Below are 17,606 nucleotides of genomic sequence, written 5' to 3' on the forward strand. Positions count from 1 at the left end.
CGGCTACACAGCATTCCCGAATAAATCACTGAAGACCACTATGTCCGATAACAAATCCTCGAAAAAGCCTGAAAGCAAATACCCGGTCAATATGACCGAAACCCCGTTCCCGATGCGCGGCGACATGGCCAAGCGCGAGCCGAACTGGGTCCAGCAATGGCAGACCAAAAAAATCTATGAGCGCGTGCGCAAGGCCGCCGCCGGCCGTCCGAAGTTCGTCCTGCACGACGGTCCTCCGTACGCCAACGGCGACATCCACATCGGCCACGCCGTCAACAAGATCCTGAAAGACATGGTGGTGAAAGCCCGCACCATGGCCGGCTACGACGCGCCCTACGTGCCGGGCTGGGATTGCCACGGCATGCCGATCGAGATCCAGATCGAAAAACAATACGGCAAGAACCTGCCGACCGCCGACGTGCTGACCAAGGCCCGCGCCTACGCGCTGGAGCAGGTCGACCGCCAGCGCAAGGACTTCATCCGCCTGGGCGTGCTGGGCGAATGGCAGAACCCTTACCTGACCATGAACTACTCGAACGAGGCCGACGAACTGCGCGCCCTCGGCCAGATGCTGGAAAAAGGCTATGTCTATCGCGGCCTGAAACCGGTCAACTGGTGCTTCGACTGCCAGTCGGCGCTGGCCGAAGCGGAAGTGGAATACCAGGACAAGCGCGATCCGGCCATCGACGTCGGCTTTAAGTTCGCCGAATTCGACAAGCTGGCCACCGCCTTCGGCCTGGACCAGCTGCCGACCGAGAACGGCTTCATCGTCATCTGGACCACCACGCCTTGGACCATCCCGTCCAACCAGGCGCTGAACGTCAATCCTGAAGTGATCTACGCGCTGGTGCAAGCCGAGCGCGATGGCCAGCCTTTGCTGCTGATCCTGGCGCAGGACCTGGTGGAGTCCAGCCTGGCGCGCTTCAAGCTCGAAGGCACGACCATCGCCACCTGCCATGGCGCGGCGCTGGCCGGCATCAGCTTCCGTCACCCGCTGCACGCCTCGGACGCGTTCTACGACCGCCTGTCGCCGATGTACCTGGCCGAATATGTGACCACCGAAAGCGGCACCGGTGTGGTCCACTCGGCCCCGGCCTACGGCCTGGACGACTTTATCTCCTGCCGCGCGCATGGCATGAAGGACGAGAACATCCTGACCCCGGTGCTGGGCGACGGCAAGTTCGCCGACAGCCTGCCGCTGTTCGGCGGCATGACCATCTGGGAAGCCTCCAAGCCGATCTGCGCCGCCCTGAAGGAAGCGGGCGCGCTGTTCGAAGTGAAGATGTTCGACCACAGCTACATGCACTGCTGGCGCCATAAGTCGCCGATCATCTACCGCGCCACCTCGCAGTGGTTCGCCGGCATGGATGTGAAGCCGAAGGACGGCGGCCACACGCTGCGCGAAGCGGCGCTGGCCGGCATCGAGCAGACCGCCTTCTTCCCGGACTGGGGCAAGGCGCGCCTGCACGGCATGATCGCCAACCGTCCGGACTGGACCCTGTCGCGCCAGCGCCAGTGGGGCGTGCCGATGGCCTTCGTGGTCCACAAGGAAACCGGCGCCCTGCATCCACGCACGCCTGAACTGCTGGAACAGGTGGCGCTGCTGATCGAAAAAGGCGGCATCGACGCCTGGCAGGCGCTCGACCTGAAAGACTTGATCGGCGCCGAAGCCGAGATGTACATCAAGAACAAGGACACGCTGGACGTCTGGTTCGACTCCGGCTCGACCCACCAGACCGTGCTGCGCGGCTCGCACAAGGAGCAATCCGCGTTCCCGGCCGACCTGTATCTGGAAGGTTCGGACCAGCACCGCGGCTGGTTCCACTCCTCGCTGCTGACCTCTTCGATGCTGAACGGCGCCCCGCCGTACAAGGCGCTGCTGACCCACGGCTTCGTGGTCGACGGCGAAGGCAAGAAGATGTCCAAGTCGATCGGCAACACCATCGCGCCGCAAGACGTGTGGAACAAGCTGGGCGCCGACATGCTGCGCCTGTGGGTGGCCACCACCGACTACACGGGCGAACTGTCGATCTCGGACGAGATCCTCAAGCGCGTGACCGAAGCCTATCGCCGCATCCGCAACACGCTGCGCTTCCTGCTGGCCAACCTGTCGGACTTCGACGCGGCCAAGGACGCGGTGCCGGTGGCCGAGCTGCTGGAGATCGACCGCTACGCCATCGCCAACATGGCGGCGCTGCAGAAGGAAATCGAAACGCACTACCTGCAGTACGAATTCCAGCCGGTCTACTCCAAGCTGCAGAACTACTGCTCGGAAGACCTGGGCGGCTTCTACCTGGACATCCTGAAGGATCGCCTGTACACCACCGGCGTGACCTCGGCCTCGCGCCGTTCGGCGCAGACCGCGCTGTGGCACATCACGCAAAGCCTGCTGCGCCTGATGTCGCCGGCGCTGTCCTTCACCGCCGAGGAAGCATGGGAAATCTTCGCCGGCGCCGAAGGCTGGAAAGCCAGCGACGAAACCATCTTCACCCAGACCTGGTGGCAGCTGCCGGAACTGGCCGATGCCGACGCCCTGCTGGCCAAGTACACCGCGCTGCGCACCGTGCGCACCGATGTGACCAAGCAGCTGGAAGACCTGCGCACCTCGGGCGCCATCGGCTCCTCGCTGCAGGCGGAGCTGAGCATCAAGGCCGCCGGCGAGAAGTTCAAGGTGCTGGCAAGCCTGGAAGATGACCTGAAGTTCATCTTCATCACCTCGCTGGCCACGGTCACCGAGGTGGCGACGGAAGAGGAAGAAGCGGTTGCCGTGGCGGCCTCCAAGGCCGAGAAGTGCGAACGCTGCTGGCACTACCGCGCCGACGTCGGCGCCCACGCGGACCACCCGACCCTGTGCGGCCGCTGCTACAGCAACCTGTTTGGTGCGGGCGAAAAACGCAAGTTCGCTTAATATACAGCCCGTCGCTCCCGCGCAAGCGGGAGCCCATGCTGAGCTTATGGCGGACGCTCAGCATGGATTCCCGCTTACGCGGGAATGACGGGGAGACCGCTGCGTATGATTGACAACACATGGCCACCAAAAAAATCTTCCCGACCAAATCCTCGGCGAGCCTGACGCCCTGGCTGGGCATCGCCGCCCTGATTATCCTGATCGACCAGCTGACCAAGATCACCATCACCAAGACCTTCCAGCTGGGCGAAGAGAAGTTCATCACCTCGTTCTTCAACCTGGTGCTGGCGTATAACAAGGGCGCGGCCTTCAGCTTCCTCAGCAACAGCGGCGGCTGGCAGCGTTACTTCTTCACCGCCATCGGCATCGGCGCGGCCATCTTCATCATCTACCTGCTGAAAAAGCACGCCGCGCAGCGCATGTTCGCGTGGGCGCTGTCGCTGGTGCTGGGCGGCGCGGTCGGCAACGTGATCGACCGCGTGCTGTACGGCCACGTGGTCGACTTCCTCGATTTCCACTGGGCCGGCATCGGCCACTTCCCGGCGTTCAACGTCGCCGATTCGGCCATCTGCATCGGCGCCGGCCTGTTCATCCTGGACGAACTGCGCCGGGTGAACAAATAAGATCGGAGCAGCATCATGATGGAACTGACTGGTAAAAAGATCGTCCTCGGCCTGTCCGGCGGCGTCGCCTGCTACAAAGCGGCGGAACTGTGCCGCGCCTTCACCAAGGCCGGCGCCACCGTGCAGGTGGTGATGACCGAAGCGGCCACCCACTTCATCACGGCCGTCACCATGCAGGCGCTGTCGGGCCGCCCGGTGTACACCGACCAGTGGGACCCGCGCGTCAACAACAACATGGCCCACATCGACGTCACCCGCGACGCCGACGCCATCGTCATCGCGCCCTGCTCCACGGACTTCATCCGCAAGCTGGCGCACGGCGCCTGCGACGACCTGCTGTCGACCATGTGCGTGGCGCGTCCGCGCCATGTGCCGCTGCTGATCGCGCCGGCTATGAACGTGGAGATGTGGCAGAACGCCGCCACCCAGCGCAACGTGCAGCAGCTGCACGACGACGGCATCGTCATCTTCGGCCCCGCCGCCGGCGACCAGGCCTGCGGCGAAGTAGGCCTGGGCCGCATGCTGGAACCGGAACAGCTGCTGGAAGAAGTGGTGGCCTCGTTCCAGCCGAAAGTCCTGGCCGGCAAACGCATCCTGATCACCGCCGGCCCGACCTTCGAGCCGATCGACCCGGTGCGCGGCATCACCAATCTGTCCTCGGGCAAGATGGGCTACGCCGTGGCGCGCGCCGCGCGCGAAGCCGGCGCCGAAGTGATGCTGGTCTCCGGCCCGGTGGCCCTGCCGGCGCCGTTCGGCGTGCAGCGCATCAGCGTGCAGAGCGCACAGCAGATGTACGACGCGGTGCTGGCCAATGTCGACCATCAGCACATCTTCATCGCGGTGGCGGCGGTGGCCGACTGGCGCATCGCCAACGCCAGCGACCAGAAACTGAAGAAGAACCCGAACGGCACCGCGCCGGACCTGAAGTTCGAACAGAATCCGGACATCCTGGCCACCGTGGCCGCGCGCACCAACCTGGCCGGCCATCCTTACTGCGTGGGCTTTGCCGCCGAATCGGAAAACCTGGTGCAGTTCGGCGCCGACAAGCGCGAGAAAAAAGGCATCCCTCTGCTAGTAGGGAATATCGGCCACCACACCTTCGGCCAGGACGACAACACCATCATCCTGTTCGATGAAAACGGCCACACCATTTTGCCGCGCGCCGACAAGCTGACGCTGGCGCGCCAACTGATTTCGGAGATCTCGAAACGGATCTCGCAACACTCTCTCTTTGCCAAGTAAATGAAAAACGTAGACGTAAAAATTCTCGACCCGCGCATGAAGGATCAACTGCCGGCCTACGCCACGCCAGGTTCGGCGGGCCTCGACCTGCGCGCCTGCATCGACGCGCCAATGGTGATCGAAGCCGGCCAGACCGTGCTGATTCCCTCCGGCCTGGCGATCCACGTGGCCGATCCCGGCTACGCCGCCATGATCCTGCCGCGCAGCGGCATGGGACACAAAAACGGCATCGTGCTGGGGAATCTGGTAGGCTTGATCGACTCCGACTATCAGGGCCAACTGATGATCTCGACCTGGAACCGCGGCCACAGCGCCTTCACGCTGAACCCGATGGAACGCCTGGCGCAGCTGATCATCGTGCCGGTGCTGCAGGTCGGTTTCAATGTGGTGGAAGAATTCGACACCAGCGAACGCGGTGTCGGCGGTTTCGGCAGCACGGGCAAACACTAACCAAAAAAATGGAGACGGAGCACAGGGATGAACAAGACGCATAAATTCAGCACATTATCCCTCGTCACATCGATCGCGGCGGGCGCCCTCGTCACCGGCTGTTCGACGTTCCAATCCAAACCGGCCGCGCCGGAAGCGCCGCCTGCGGTGGTCAGCAGCACCACCGAAGCACCGCCGGTGGTCACCGCCAAGATGAGCGCCGCGCGCGCGCAACTGAGCCAGATGGTGGCCCTGCAGGACCGCTTGTACCGCATCGCCGGCCCGCTGTTGATCAACAACGCGGACCTGTGCCGCACGCAGGCGCGCAACCTGCTCGGCTTCACGGCCAAGAACAAATACTCCTACAGCGGCGAATTCGTCGACGCCGCGCAAGCGGTGCTGAACTACGGCGAACGGCTGGAAGTGGCCAGCGTCTTGTCGGGCAGCGGCGCCGCGCGCGCCGGCCTGCGCAAGGGCGACGCGCTGATCGCAGCCAACGGCAAGGTGCTGCCGATCGGCGCCAACGCCGAAACCCAGGCCGCCGCCATCCTCGGCCCGCTGGCCAGCAACAGCCAGTCGCTGGAACTGACGGTGGCGCGCGGCGGCGCCAACCAGCAGCTCAAGGTGCCGGTCACGCGCGCCTGCGCCTTCAAGATCGACATCGGCAACTCCGACAACATCAACGCCTACTCCGACGGCCAGCGCGTGTTGATCACGCGCGGCATGGTCAACTTCGCGCAGAGCGACGAAGCCGTCGCCTACGTGCTGGCCAAGGAGATCGCCCACAATGTGCTGGGCCACGCGGCCACCACCAAGCAGGCCTACACGGTCGGCAGCATCATCGACAACCTGGTGGCGGTGCGGCCGGACCTGTCGATGCTGATCGGGACCGCCGGCGTGAAGCCGGTGCCGCAGGACTTGGACGCGGCGGCCGACCGACTGTCGCTGTACATGGTGGCGCGGGCCGGCTACAGCATCGACGGCGCGCGCGGCTTCTGGCAGCGCCTGGCGACGCAATACCCGGCCTCGGTGCTCAATGGTTATACCGCCATCCATCCCACTGTGTCGAACCGCCTGACCGTGATCGACAAGACCGTCGCCGAAATCAAGAGCAAGCAGGCCGCCAAGCGGCCCCTGGTCCCTTAGGAGAGCGCCATGAACAAGTCCGGCCTGATCGCAATCGTATTGACGCTGGCGGCCGGCTGGGCGCAGGCGGCGCAGTGGATGAAGGTGGGCGGCAGCAGCGGCAGCGTGTTCTATATCGACAAGGCCAGCGTGATCAAGGCCGAGAAGACCCGCAAGGTGTGGTCGATGCAAAGCTATGCGCGGCCGCAGAAGACGCCCGAGGGCAAGCTGTATCGCTCGGTGAAAATGCTGCACTTGTACGCGTGCGAGGATCACACCAGCACTCTTCTGGCGCAGGTCTACTACCCGGAAGCCATGGGCAAGGGCGAGCCGGTGGAAAATTACAAGTTCGAGAAATTCAACCCGGAAGACATCGTGCCGGATAGCCCGTTCGACAGCGCGCTGGTCGCCGCCTGCAAGATCTAGCTGGGGAAGTGCGGGAAGAAGGTCGCCATCACCCAGGTCAGCAGGCCGCAGGACAGCACGGCGAGAATCAACACGATCAGCAGGCGGCCGAATTTGGGCGAGCCATCGTCTTCTTTTTCCGGTGTTTCAGGCATTTCGGTTCCCTGCAAGTTTGGCATCGTCGTAGTATATTCCATTCATGGACTCTATCGACCTCGAAGTATTGAAAACCAGCGCCGCGTGGATCGCCTCCGGGCGCCGCTGCGAACTGATCACCGTCATCAAGACCTGGGGCTCCAGCCCGCGTCCCATCGGCGCCACGCTGGCCATCTGTGAAGACGGCACGGTGATCGGCTCGGTCTCGGGCGGCTGCATCGAGGACGACCTGATCGCCCGCGTGCGCAACGAGGGCATCGTACGCACCATTCCGGAAATCGTCAGCTACGGCATCACGGCCGATGAGGCCCATCGTTTCGGCCTGCCTTGCGGCGGCACCATTGAACTGTCGATCGAACCGCTGTCCGAACGCAGCCGCATCGCCGAGCTGCTGGAGCGGCTGGAACGCCACGAGCTGGTGCAGCGCCGGCTCGACCTGCACAGCGGCGAGGTGGAACTGTCCAAGGCCACGCCGGGCGCGCAGATGCAGGTCAGCACGCAGGCCATGGTCACGCTGCACGGCCCGCGCTGGCGGCTGCTGATCATCGGCGCCGGCCAGTTGTCGCGCTTCCTGGCGCAGATCGCGCTGGCCATGGACTATGCCGTCACCGTGTGCGATCCGCGCGAGGAATACCGCGCCGGCTGGCATGTGGACGGCGTGCAGCTGGTGCACGAGATGCCGGACGACGTGGTGCTCGACATGCGGCTGGACCACCGCAGCGCCGTGGTCGCGCTGACGCACGATCCCAAGCTGGACGACCTGGCGCTGATGGAGGCCTTGAAGTCGGAGGCGTTCTACGTCGGCGCGATCGGCTCGCGCCTGAACAACAGCAAGCGCCGCGAGCGGCTGCTGGAATTCGACCTGACGCCGGCGCAGCTGGCGCGCCTGCATGGGCCGATAGGCCTGTACATCGGCAGCAAGACGCCCTCCGAAATCGCCATCTCCATCCTGGCCGAAATGACCGCCATCAAAAACGGCGTGCCGACCGAGATGATCGTGCCGCACGCCGCCGCCCCCACGACGCCGGGCGCCGCCGTCTGCGTGGTGGAAAACGGCGCGGTGTAGCCGGCATTCAAAAGCAAGAACCGGCTGGCGCCGCCGGCAGCGATGCGGGACAATAGCGCCGCCCACCGACCTACTGGAAAACTGCATGAGCACCGCCAACCTACTCCGTCTCATCCTTCTCGCCGCCATCTGGGGCGGCTCCTTCCTGTTCATGCGCATCGCCGCGCCGGTGCTGGGTGCTGCGGTGCTGATCGAATACCGCGTGCTGTTCGCCGCCATCTTCCTGGCCGTGATCGGCGTATTCCTGCAAAAGAAACTGGACCTCAAGCAGCACTGGAAGCACTACCTCATCCTCGGCCTGTTCAACTCCGCGATTCCCTTCCTGATGTTCGCGTTCGCCGCGCGCACGCTGTCGGCCTCCTTGCTGGCGGTGCTGAACGCCACCACGCCGCTGTGGGGCACGCTGATCGCCGCCGTCTGGTCGCGCCACATGGTCAGCGCCAAGGTGCTAATCGGCCTCGCACTGGGCACGGTGGGCGTCGCGCTGCTGGTGGGCTTCGACCATGTCAGCTCCAAGTCGGGCGCCGGTATCGCGATTGCGGCCGTGCTGTTCGCCTCCTTCAACTACGGCATCGCCAGCAACTACGCCAAGCAGGCCAAGACGGTCGAGCCGTTCGCCAACGCGCACGGCTCGATGTGGGCCTCGGCGCTGCTGGTGCTGCCGGTGGTGCCCTTCTTCCCGGCGCCGTCCGAGCCCACCATGGGCATCATGGCCGCCGTGATCGCGCTGGGCGTGTTGTGCAGCGGCGTGGCTTACCTGATCTACTTCCGCCTGATCCAGGACGTCGGCCCATCGTCGGCGCTGACGGTGACCTTCCTCAGCCCCCTGTTCGGCATCCTGTGGGGCGTGCTGTTCCTCGGTGAGACGGTCGGCTGGTACACCTTCGCCGGCGCCGCCATCGTCATCGCCGGCACCGCGCTGGTCACCGGCTTCCGCCCCAGCTTCAGCCTCAAGGCCCGCGCCGCATGAAGCCTTACACGCTGGAGCTGCCGGCCGATTATCGCTTGCACGACGTGCTGGTCTTCCACCGCCGCGACGCCGAAAGCATCGCGGAGGAAGTCGGCGCCGACAGGCTGCGCAAGGGCGTGGTGCTGGATGGCGTGCCGGTGGTGCTGGACGTCGTGTTTCTGCCCACCAGCGCCAGCATCACCGTGCACGCCGACGGCAAGTTGTCCAAGGCTGCGCAGGAGCAGGTGCGCGAAGCGGTGCTCAACATCCTGGGCCTGCGCATCGATCCGGCGGCGTTCAGCGCCTTCGTGAAAAAGGACAAACTGTTTGCCGCGCTGGCACGCAAGCAGCCCGGCCTGCGCATCGTGCAATCGGCCACCGTGTTCGAGGCGCTGACCTGGGCCATCATCGGCCAGCAGATCAACCTGTCGTTCGCCATCGCCCTGCGCCGCACCTTCATCTTGCAAGCAGGCCGACAGCACAGCAGCGGCTTGTGGTGCTACCCGGCCGCGCAGGACGCGGCGGCACTGTCGATGGACGATCTCACCAGCCGCAAATTCTCGCGCGCCAAGGCGGAGACCCTGCTGCGCCTGGCGACGCTGGTGTCCAACGGCGAATTGCAACTGGACGTCACGCCGACAAACAGCATCGAACACATCTCGGCCGCGCTGCTGGCCGTCAAAGGCATCGGCCCGTGGACCGTCAACTACGGCCTGCTGCGCGGCTACGGCCACGCCGACTGCTCGCTGCACGGCGACGTGGCGGTGCGCGCCGCCCTGCAAACCCTGCTCGGCGAAGAGGCCAAGCCGGACATGAAACGCACCGAACAAATCCTGGCCGCCTACAGCCCGCACCGCACCATGGCCGCCGCCCACCTGTGGGCCAGCCTGCATCCGCGCGCCGAAGATTAAAAATCGCTTGAGCCTCACGTTACGTCAGGCTTTACGCTCCCTTGCATGAACCTCACGGAGAACCTCATGCACAATCTCGACCAACTGCAACAATCCGGCGTCCCCGGCCACCTGACCTGGATGGGCGCCAGCGCGGCGCTCAAGCCGGATGAAGTCATGCGCATCCTGCAGGATGTCGCCTGCTGCGCGCCGGGCAGCAGCATCACCTTCGACTACGCGCTCAGCGCCTTCACGCCGCAGATGCTGGAGCACATGCTGTCGCACTTCGGCTTTCGCCGGATCGAGCATGGCGATGCGGCGGCGGGCCTGGGCCTCATCAAGGCCAGCGTTTAAGGCTACACTCCGGTACATGGATAAATCGGTACTGAAAATCGGCGAACTGGCGGCGCGCTCCGGGCTGACGGTGCGCGCGCTGCATCACTACGACAGCATCGGGCTGCTGACGCCATCGGCGCGCGCCGAGTCGGGCTATCGTCTCTACAACGGCACCGATGTCGCACGGCTGCACCAGATACAGGCCTTGCGCAAGTTCGGCATGTCCCTGGCCGACATCGCCACCTTCCTCGCCAGCGAGGAAGCGCCGTTTGCGGACGTGGTGGCGCAGCAGATCGCCGCGCTGGACCAGCAGATCAAACAAGCCAGCACGCTGCGCGAACAACTGAGCCGCCTGCAGCAGCAGATGGACGGCGACGACGCGCCAGCGCTGCACGACTGGCTCGACGCGCTGGAACACATGAAACTCTACGAGCAGTACTTCACGTCGGAAGAACTGCGCCGCCTGCCGTTCTGGCAGCAGGACGCGCGCCGCAACGCCATCTGGCGCGGCATGGTGGATGAAGCGCGCGGCCTGATGGCGCGCGGCGTGCCGGTGGAAAACGAGGAAGCGGGCCAACTGGCGCAACGCTGGATGGAAACGCTGGAGCGCGACACCGCCGCCAATCCCGACTTCGCGCGGCGCATGACGATGATGATGGACCAGGAAGCCGCCGCCCGGCGCCGCTCGCCGATTCCGGACGAGGTCCGCAATTATGTGGGCAAGGCCTTCAACGAACGCAAGATGGCGCTGTATGCGAAATACCTGAACGAAGACGAGATGCGTCACCTGCGCATCAACAGCGGCAAGTACGCGCAGGAGTGGATCGCGCTGTTCATCAAAGTGCACCAGCACATCGAGCGCGGCGTGGCGCCGGAGCACGCGTCCACGCAGGTGCTGGCGCGGGAATGGATGGCCCTGTTCCGCGCACGCGCCGGCAGCGATCCGCAGACGCAGGCCAAAGTGCGTCAGGCCCACGACAACGAACCCGAACTGCTGAAAGGCACCTGGGTCAGCCCGGCCACGTTGGACTACATCCGCACGGCGGTGGCCGCTTGCGGGCCTGTTTGATCCGGCATAAAGTAAGAGTCCCCTCACCGTTCTACGATGGTGTCCCATGGACGATCATCTCAACAACCTCTACCAGGCCGACTTCCACCGCTGGGCGCACCACCAGGCGGAGCTGCTACGGACCCGCGATTTCGCACGACTTGATCTGCCCAACCTCATCGAGGAACTCGCATCCATGGGCATACGCAAGCGACATGAACTTGAGCACCGGCTGACTATACTCATCATGCACCTGTTGAAATTCCAGCAGCAGCCCGACCACATCACGGGCAGCTGGATCAACACCATTTTCGAGCAGCGTGACCGCATCAAAGCCGGATTGAAACGCATGCCCAGCCTGCGACCGAAGCTGGAGGACGCCATGCACGACGCCTACAAATACGCACGGCGCAAAGCAGCCAGGGAAACCGGCATCCCGATCTCACATTTTCCAGAATCCTTGCCCTACACGCTCAGGCAAATCCTGGACAACAACTACCTGCCATAAAGGAGTGACCGTGAGCGCCTTGTACAACGCCGACTACTACATCTGGATCCAACGCCAAATCAAGCTCCTGCACACGCAGGACTTTGAACGACTGGATCTGGAAAATTTGATGGCGGAAGTGCTGAACCTGGCGAAGGAGGAAAGAAAGGAATTGAAACGGCACGTGCGAAAACTGATGCACTACTTCTTGAAAAGCAAACTTTATCCCGAACGTGTATCCGGCCGATGGCTGGGAAAACTCTGCGGGCACAGGCATTGGATAGCCAAGCTGGTCGAAGAAATGCCCAGTCTCGAACCGCTGCTCGACGGCTACATCGCCGAAGCCTACGCCGACATCGCCGAGCGCCTGACCATCAAAGCCCGCCTGCCGCGCTCCAGCTTCCCCGAAACACTGACCTACACCAAGGAGCAACTACTGGAACAGGACTTCATGCCATGGACGATCACATCAACAAGCCCTATGACACCTACGCCCTGATCTGGACAGAAACCCAGATCGCGCTGCTACGTGCCGGAAAATTCGATCAACTCGATTTGGAAAACATCATTTTGGAGTTGAAGTACCAAGTACAAACGGACAAGGACGAGGTCGCAAGTCGTCTGCGCGGCTTACTCACGAATTTACTTAAATACCAGTTTCAGCCTCAACGGCACTCACCAAGCTGGGTTAGCAAAATAATCGAGCACCGGAATGAAATCCTAAGCATTTTGGAGCAAATGCCCAGCCTGCGAACGCAGGTCGAGGAATATGTCATGCGCAATTATCCTAAAGCAGTGACTGCGGCGGCACGTGAGACACGTACAGCTGTTGCCTGCTTCCCTCAAGAAAATCCATATAGCTTGGACCAGATTCTTGATAGCGACTTCTTCCCAGGCGAAACCTGAAAGCCATGGACGATCATCTCAACAGCCTCTACGAAACCGACGCCCTGATCTGGACCGAATACCAGATCGCCTTGCTGCGCGCCGGTCAATTCGATCAGCTGGATCTGGAAAACATCATCTCAGAACTGGGATACCAAGTGCGCAAAGACAAACGCGAGGTGGAAACCCGCATCCAACTACTATTGCACCACCTCTTGAAATATCAGTTTCTACCGGCACGCATCTGCAATAGCTGGCGCCAGACGATCAAAACGCAGCGTCGCCAAATCGCAAAGGTACTCAAGAGGATGCCAAGCCTGCGGCGAAGACTGGATGACTATGTTGCGGATGCTTATCCGCATGCAGTCAGGGACGCGGCAGAAGAAACCCATCTGCCGATCTCAACGTTTCCGAAAGAAGCGCCTTACACTACCGACCAAATTCTCGACGAAGCTTTTTTCCCGGACAAAAACCAAAAAGCCGCTGATCCCTGACGGTATCAACGGCTTGAAATTTGGTTGCGGGGACAGGATTTGAACCTGTGACCTTCGGGTTATGAGCCCGACGAGCTGCCAGACTGCTCCACCCCGCGTCTGTGCCGTTATTATAGGGCAGATCTGGAGCTTAGGCAATATTAATCCTGAAAAGAATCACGATAGATCGAATAAATGCCGGCCCACCGTTGTGGGCGGCACGCCGCGCAGGCGGCAATCGGTGTAAAGTAAGCACTAAACCGACTTGCTCACCTAGTTTATGAAATTCTGCTCCGAATGCGCTTCCCCCGTCAGCCTCTCCATTCCGGCCGGCGATAACCGTCCCCGTTATGTTTGCAGCAACTGTGCCGCCATCCATTACCAGAATCCCAAAATGGTGCTGGGCTCGATTCCCGTGTGGGAGCGCGACGGCGAACTGAAGGTCCTGCTGTGCAAGCGCGCCATCGAACCGCGCCACGGCTACTGGACGCTGCCGGCCGGCTTCATGGAAAACAATGAAACCACCGGCGAGGCCGCCATGCGCGAAACCGAAGAGGAAGCCGGCGCCAACATCAAGCTCGGCCCCCTGTTCTCGCTGCTGAACGTCGCGCGCGTGCACCAGGTCCATATGTTCTACTTGGCCGAACTGCTCGACCTCGATTTCGCGCCCGGCGAGGAAAGCCTGGACGTGCGCATGTTCAGCGAAGCGGAAATCCCCTGGGACGACCTGGCCTTCCCCACCATCCGCACCACGCTGGAACTGTTCTTCGCCGACCGCGTCAAAATCCGTGAAGGTGGCAACTACGGCTTCCACACCCAGGACATTACCCGTAACATGCGCTCGGACCTCGAACCAACGTGATCCCTTGGCTTGACACCCATACGCCCTTTCCCGACGTCTCCGAGGCCCTGACCAAGGACGCGCCAGGCCTGCTTGCGGCCGGCGCCGACCTGTCGCCGCCGCGCCTGCTGATGGCCTACAAGCACGGCATCTTCCCGTGGTTCTCGGAAGGCCAGCCCATCCTGTGGTGGAGCACCGACCCGCGCATGGTGCTGCTGACCGAAAACTTCCGCATCGCCGACTCGCTCAAGAAAACCCTGCGCAAGATCGAACGCAGCCGGGAGGACGGCGGCCGCTGGCAGGTCCGCTTCGACAGCGCCTTCGAAGACGTGATGCGCGCCTGCGCCGCGCCGCGCCGCGACGGCCCCGGCACCTGGATCTCGGACGAGATCATCGCCGGCTACACCGGCCTGCACCGCCTGGGCTACGCGCACTCGGCCGAAGTCTGGCTCGATGGCGAACTGGTGGGCGGCGCCTACGGCGTCTGCATCGGCCGCATGTTCTACGGCGAATCGATGTTCGCGCGCGTCAGCGACGCCTCCAAGATCGCCTTGTCCTATCTGGTGCGGTTCCTGCATGCCCACGGAGTAAAGATGATCGATTGCCAACAAGAGACCGGCCATCTGGCCTCGCTGGGCGCTGCGCCGATTCCCAGGGCACAATTCCTGGCGCATCTGCGCAACAGTATTGAATTGCCTCAGATCACCAGCTGGGAACCAATTGCACCACTCGCGCCAGCCAGTTAAGCTAGCATCAAGACACAACCACCCGCCAGTTAGGACGTGCATGACGCACCTGAACGACCTGCCTTTCGCGACGCTACAGTTTTACACCACGGCGCCCTATCCTTGCAGCTACCTTGACGCCCGTCAGGCCCGCTCGCAGGTGGCTACGCCTTCGCACCTGATTAATGCGGACGTCTACTCGGAGCTGGTGAAGAACGGCTTCCGCCGCAGCGGCATCTTTACTTATCGTCCATATTGCGACGGTTGCCAGGCCTGCATCCCGGTGCGCGTGGTGGCCGACCAGTTCCGCCCCAACCGCACCCAGCGCCGCGCCTGGAGCAAGCATGGCGACCTGATCGCCGGCGTCGCCACCCTGTCCTTCTCCGACGAGCACTACGAGCTCTATCTGCGCTACCAGAGCAAGCGCCACGCCGGCGGCGGCATGGACCAGGACAGCCGCGACCAGTACGCGCAATTCCTGCTGCAAAGCCGCGTCAACACGCGCCTGGTGGAGTTCCGCGAGCCGGGCGGCACGCTGCGCATGGTCAGCATCATCGACGTGCTGTCGGACGGCCTGTCCTCGGTCTACACCTTCTTCGATCCCGACATGGAGAACGCCTCCTACGGCACCTTCAACGTGTTGTGGCAGATCGAACAGGCGCGCGAACTCAAGCTGCCGTATGTCTATCTCGGCTACTGGATACGTGAAAGTCCGAAAATGTCCTACAAAACCAACTTCAAGCCGCTGGAAGCGCGGGTAAAAGGCGTGTGGAGCGTGCTGGACGCCTGATAAAATACGGGCGAATTACAACCAGAGCGCCCCATGTCCAACAAATTCCTGTACTCCCTGGCCCGTCCGATGCTGTTCTCGATGGACGCCGAAGCCGCCCACCACTTCACCCTGCCTGTGCTGAAACGCGCCGCCGCCCTCGGCCTGACCAAGCTGATCCAGCAACCGAAGGCCGATCCGCGCACCGTCATGGGCATCACCTTCAAGAACCCGGTCGGCCTGGCCGCCGGCCTGGACAAGGACGGCGCCTACATCGACGCGCTGGCCGACCTGGGCTTCGGTTCGGTGGAAGTGGGCACCGTGACGCCGCGCGCGCAGCCGGGCAACCCGAAGCCGCGCATGTTCCGCCTGCCGGAAGCGCACGCCATCATCAACCGCATGGGCTTCAACAACGGCGGCGTGGATGCCTTCGTGGCCAATGTGCAGTCCTCGCGCTTCTACCAGGACAAGGCCGGCGTGCTGGGCCTGAACATCGGCAAGAATGCCGACACCCCGATCGAGCGCGCCACCGACGACTACCTGCACTGCCTGGAGAAGGTCTACCCTTACGCCAGCTACGTCACCGTCAACATCTCCTCGCCCAACACCAAGAACCTGCGCCAGCTGCAGGGCGGCTCGGAACTCGATGGCCTGCTGAGCACGCTGAAGGACGCCCAGCTGCGCCTGGCGGACCAGCACAAGCGCTACGTGCCGCTGGCCCTGAAGATCGCGCCGGACATGGATGGCGACCAGGTCAAGAACATCGCCGACGTGCTGATCCGCCACAAGATCGACGGCGTTATCGCCACCAACACCACCCTGAACCGCGACGCCGTCACCGGCATGTTGCACGGAGCCGAAGCGGGCGGCCTGTCGGGTGCGCCGGTGTTCCAGTTCTCGAACAATGTGATCCGCCTGCTCAAGGCCGAGCTGGGCGACGCCCTGCCGATCATCGGCGTGGGCGGCATCATGCAGGGCGCGGACGCCAAGGTCAAAATGGATTGCGGCGCGCAGCTGGTGCAGCTGTACAGCGGCCTGATCTACGCCGGCCCGGCACTGATCAAGGATTGTGCGGACGCGCTTCGTCGTTAAGGAAACAGCCATGCAGAAGGTACAACTGGGATCGAGTCATCTGGAAGTCAGCAAGGTTTGCCTCGGCAGCATGACCTGGGGCGAGCAGAATACCGAAGCGGAAGCGCACAGCCAGCTCGACTACGCGTTCGAGCGCGGCATCAACTTCATCGACACGGCGGAAATGTACCCGGTGATGGCGCGCGCGGAAACGCAGGGCTCGACCGAGCGCTACATCGGCACTTGGCTGAAGAAGACCGGCCTGCGCGACAAGGTGGTGATCGCCACCAAGGCCGCCGGCCCCAACGCCAGCGTGACCTGGCTGCGCGGCGGCCGCGCGCGCAACTTCGACGCCGCCAACCTGAAGGCGGCGGTGGAGACCAGCCTGCAGCGCCTGCAGATCGAGCATATCGATTTATACCAATTGCACTGGCCGAGCCGCAACGTGCCCATCTTCGGCAACAACGTCTTCAATCCCAAGCAGGAGCGCGACTGCGTGCCGATCGAGGAAACGCTGGCCGCGCTGGGCGAGCTGGTCAAGGAAGGCAAGATCGGCGCCATCGGCGTATCGAACGAATCGTGCTGGGGCGTGAACGAATTCATCAAGCAATCCGAGATGAAGGGGCTGCCGCGCATCGCCACTATCCAGAACCTCTACAACCTCACCGCGCGCCACTACGAAACCAGCCTGCTGGACGAGACCTGCTACCGCGAGAACGTCGGCCTGCTGGCGTACAGCCCGCTGGCGTTCGGCCAACTGACCGGCAAATACATCGACGATCCGAAGGCGCACGGCCGCCTGACCATCTTCCCGTCGAACTGGAGCCCGCGCTACCTGCGTCCGGCGACGGTGGAAGCGGCGACGCGCTACGCGCAGCTGGCGCGCGACAACGGCCTGACGCCGACGCAACTGGCGCTGGCCTGGTGCTACTCGCGCTGGTTCGTGGCCTCGACCATCATCGGCGCCACCAACCTGGAGCAGCTCAAGCACAACATCGACGCCTACGACGTGGTGCTGCCGCTGGACGTCATCAAGCAAGTGGACCAGATCCACGCCGCCATCACCAACCCCGGCCAATAAGCTTCGGGGCGACGTTATATCCAAAACCTGAATATCATTAGTCCAAAGGATTAGTGGGCAATATACCCGCCCACTGATAAGCTTTTTGACATTGATA

General features: G+C 63.0%; 21 protein-coding genes and 1 tRNA gene. 20 read left to right on the forward strand and 2 right to left on the reverse strand.

Annotated features, from left to right (window positions below):
* Positions 1-40 precede the first annotated feature (40 nt).
* From ileS to ACXZ1M_RS07175, 6 genes are all read left to right on the forward strand, one after another.
* On the forward strand, positions 41-2,908 hold the full coding sequence (gene ileS, locus ACXZ1M_RS07150; protein ID WP_459052492.1) for an isoleucine--tRNA ligase: 2,868 nt from the start codon (positions 41-43) through the stop codon (positions 2,906-2,908).
* Positions 2,909-3,027: 119 nt separating this feature from the next.
* Positions 3,028-3,531, forward strand: a complete 504-nt coding sequence (gene lspA, locus ACXZ1M_RS07155; protein WP_459052493.1) for a signal peptidase II — start codon at positions 3,028-3,030, stop codon at positions 3,529-3,531.
* A gap of 18 nt (positions 3,532-3,549) precedes the next feature.
* Complete coding sequence (gene coaBC / locus ACXZ1M_RS07160) at positions 3,550-4,773, forward strand: bifunctional phosphopantothenoylcysteine decarboxylase/phosphopantothenate--cysteine ligase CoaBC (RefSeq protein ID WP_459053981.1); 1,224 nt, start codon at positions 3,550-3,552, stop codon at positions 4,771-4,773.
* Positions 4,774-5,223, forward strand: coding sequence for a dUTP diphosphatase (gene dut / locus ACXZ1M_RS07165; RefSeq protein ID WP_459052494.1), 450 nt, complete (start codon positions 4,774-4,776; stop codon positions 5,221-5,223). It abuts the gene before it with no gap.
* A gap of 27 nt (positions 5,224-5,250) precedes the next feature.
* Positions 5,251-6,348 carry a M48 family metalloprotease gene (locus ACXZ1M_RS07170; protein WP_459052495.1) on the forward strand — a complete coding sequence of 366 codons (1,098 nt, stop codon included), beginning with the start codon at positions 5,251-5,253 and terminating at the stop codon, positions 6,346-6,348.
* 9 nt (positions 6,349-6,357) lie between these two features.
* Positions 6,358-6,753: a surface-adhesin E family protein gene (locus ACXZ1M_RS07175; protein ID WP_459052496.1), complete on the forward strand. Its 396-nt coding sequence runs from the start codon at positions 6,358-6,360 to the stop codon at positions 6,751-6,753.
* Here ACXZ1M_RS07175 and ACXZ1M_RS07180 read toward each other — a convergent pair.
* Entirely contained in the window at positions 6,750-6,887 is a 138-nt protein-coding gene (locus tag ACXZ1M_RS07180; RefSeq protein WP_459052497.1) for a hypothetical protein, read from the reverse strand. The two genes, ACXZ1M_RS07175 and ACXZ1M_RS07180, sit on opposite strands and share 4 nt — an antisense overlap.
* A gap of 44 nt (positions 6,888-6,931) precedes the next feature.
* Between ACXZ1M_RS07180 and ACXZ1M_RS07185 the strand changes: the two genes are divergently transcribed.
* From ACXZ1M_RS07185 to ACXZ1M_RS07225, 9 genes are all read left to right on the forward strand, one after another.
* Entirely contained in the window at positions 6,932-7,954 is a 1,023-nt protein-coding gene (locus ACXZ1M_RS07185; protein WP_459052498.1) for an XdhC family protein, read from the forward strand.
* Positions 7,955-8,039: 85 nt separating this feature from the next.
* On the forward strand, positions 8,040-8,924 hold the full coding sequence (locus tag ACXZ1M_RS07190; protein WP_459052499.1) for a DMT family transporter: 885 nt from the start codon (positions 8,040-8,042) through the stop codon (positions 8,922-8,924).
* Positions 8,921-9,814 carry a DNA-3-methyladenine glycosylase family protein gene (locus ACXZ1M_RS07195; protein WP_459052500.1) on the forward strand — a complete coding sequence of 298 codons (894 nt, stop codon included), beginning with the start codon at positions 8,921-8,923 and terminating at the stop codon, positions 9,812-9,814. Before ACXZ1M_RS07190 ends, ACXZ1M_RS07195 begins: the two co-directional genes overlap by 4 nt.
* A gap of 66 nt (positions 9,815-9,880) precedes the next feature.
* Positions 9,881-10,147 carry a hypothetical protein gene (locus ACXZ1M_RS07200; RefSeq protein WP_459052501.1) on the forward strand — a complete coding sequence of 89 codons (267 nt, stop codon included), beginning with the start codon at positions 9,881-9,883 and terminating at the stop codon, positions 10,145-10,147.
* Between the two features lie 16 nt (positions 10,148-10,163).
* Entirely contained in the window at positions 10,164-11,198 is a 1,035-nt protein-coding gene (locus tag ACXZ1M_RS07205) for a MerR family transcriptional regulator (protein ID WP_459052502.1), read from the forward strand.
* Between the two features lie 46 nt (positions 11,199-11,244).
* Positions 11,245-11,685, forward strand: coding sequence for a DUF29 domain-containing protein (locus ACXZ1M_RS07210; RefSeq protein WP_459052503.1), 441 nt, complete (start codon positions 11,245-11,247; stop codon positions 11,683-11,685).
* A gap of 10 nt (positions 11,686-11,695) precedes the next feature.
* A complete protein-coding gene (locus tag ACXZ1M_RS07215; RefSeq protein ID WP_459052504.1) occupies positions 11,696-12,163 on the forward strand; it encodes a DUF29 domain-containing protein in 468 nt (155 codons plus the stop codon).
* On the forward strand, positions 12,121-12,570 hold the full coding sequence (locus tag ACXZ1M_RS07220; protein ID WP_459052505.1) for a DUF29 domain-containing protein: 450 nt from the start codon (positions 12,121-12,123) through the stop codon (positions 12,568-12,570). Before ACXZ1M_RS07215 ends, ACXZ1M_RS07220 begins: the two co-directional genes overlap by 43 nt.
* A gap of 5 nt (positions 12,571-12,575) precedes the next feature.
* Positions 12,576-13,043 carry a DUF29 domain-containing protein gene (locus ACXZ1M_RS07225; RefSeq protein ID WP_459052506.1) on the forward strand — a complete coding sequence of 156 codons (468 nt, stop codon included), beginning with the start codon at positions 12,576-12,578 and terminating at the stop codon, positions 13,041-13,043.
* Between the two features lie 21 nt (positions 13,044-13,064).
* Here the strand turns inward: ACXZ1M_RS07225 and ACXZ1M_RS07230 are convergent.
* A tRNA-Met gene (locus tag ACXZ1M_RS07230) sits at positions 13,065-13,141 on the reverse strand.
* Positions 13,142-13,302: 161 nt separating this feature from the next.
* Here ACXZ1M_RS07230 and ACXZ1M_RS07235 point away from each other — a divergent pair.
* Genes ACXZ1M_RS07235 through ACXZ1M_RS07255 form a run of 5 tightly spaced genes read left to right on the forward strand, consistent with a single transcriptional unit; the run spans position 13,303 to position 17,509 of the window.
* The gene (locus ACXZ1M_RS07235) at positions 13,303-13,884 is read left to right on the forward strand and encodes an NUDIX hydrolase (RefSeq protein ID WP_459052507.1); all 582 of its coding nucleotides are present in this window, start codon (positions 13,303-13,305) and stop codon (positions 13,882-13,884) included.
* Positions 13,881-14,609, forward strand: coding sequence for a leucyl/phenylalanyl-tRNA--protein transferase (gene aat / locus ACXZ1M_RS07240; protein ID WP_459052508.1), 729 nt, complete (start codon positions 13,881-13,883; stop codon positions 14,607-14,609). Before ACXZ1M_RS07235 ends, aat begins: the two co-directional genes overlap by 4 nt.
* A 40-nt stretch (positions 14,610-14,649) precedes the next feature.
* Positions 14,650-15,378, forward strand: coding sequence for an arginyltransferase (locus tag ACXZ1M_RS07245; RefSeq protein WP_459052509.1), 729 nt, complete (start codon positions 14,650-14,652; stop codon positions 15,376-15,378).
* Positions 15,379-15,411: 33 nt separating this feature from the next.
* The gene (locus ACXZ1M_RS07250) at positions 15,412-16,449 is read left to right on the forward strand and encodes a quinone-dependent dihydroorotate dehydrogenase (protein WP_459052510.1); all 1,038 of its coding nucleotides are present in this window, start codon (positions 15,412-15,414) and stop codon (positions 16,447-16,449) included.
* A 10-nt stretch (positions 16,450-16,459) separates the two neighbouring features.
* The gene (locus ACXZ1M_RS07255; protein WP_459052511.1) at positions 16,460-17,509 is read left to right on the forward strand and encodes an aldo/keto reductase; all 1,050 of its coding nucleotides are present in this window, start codon (positions 16,460-16,462) and stop codon (positions 17,507-17,509) included.
* Positions 17,510-17,606: the final 97 nt, after the last annotated feature.

The sequence above is a fragment of the Duganella paludis genome, from assembly GCF_054461335.1.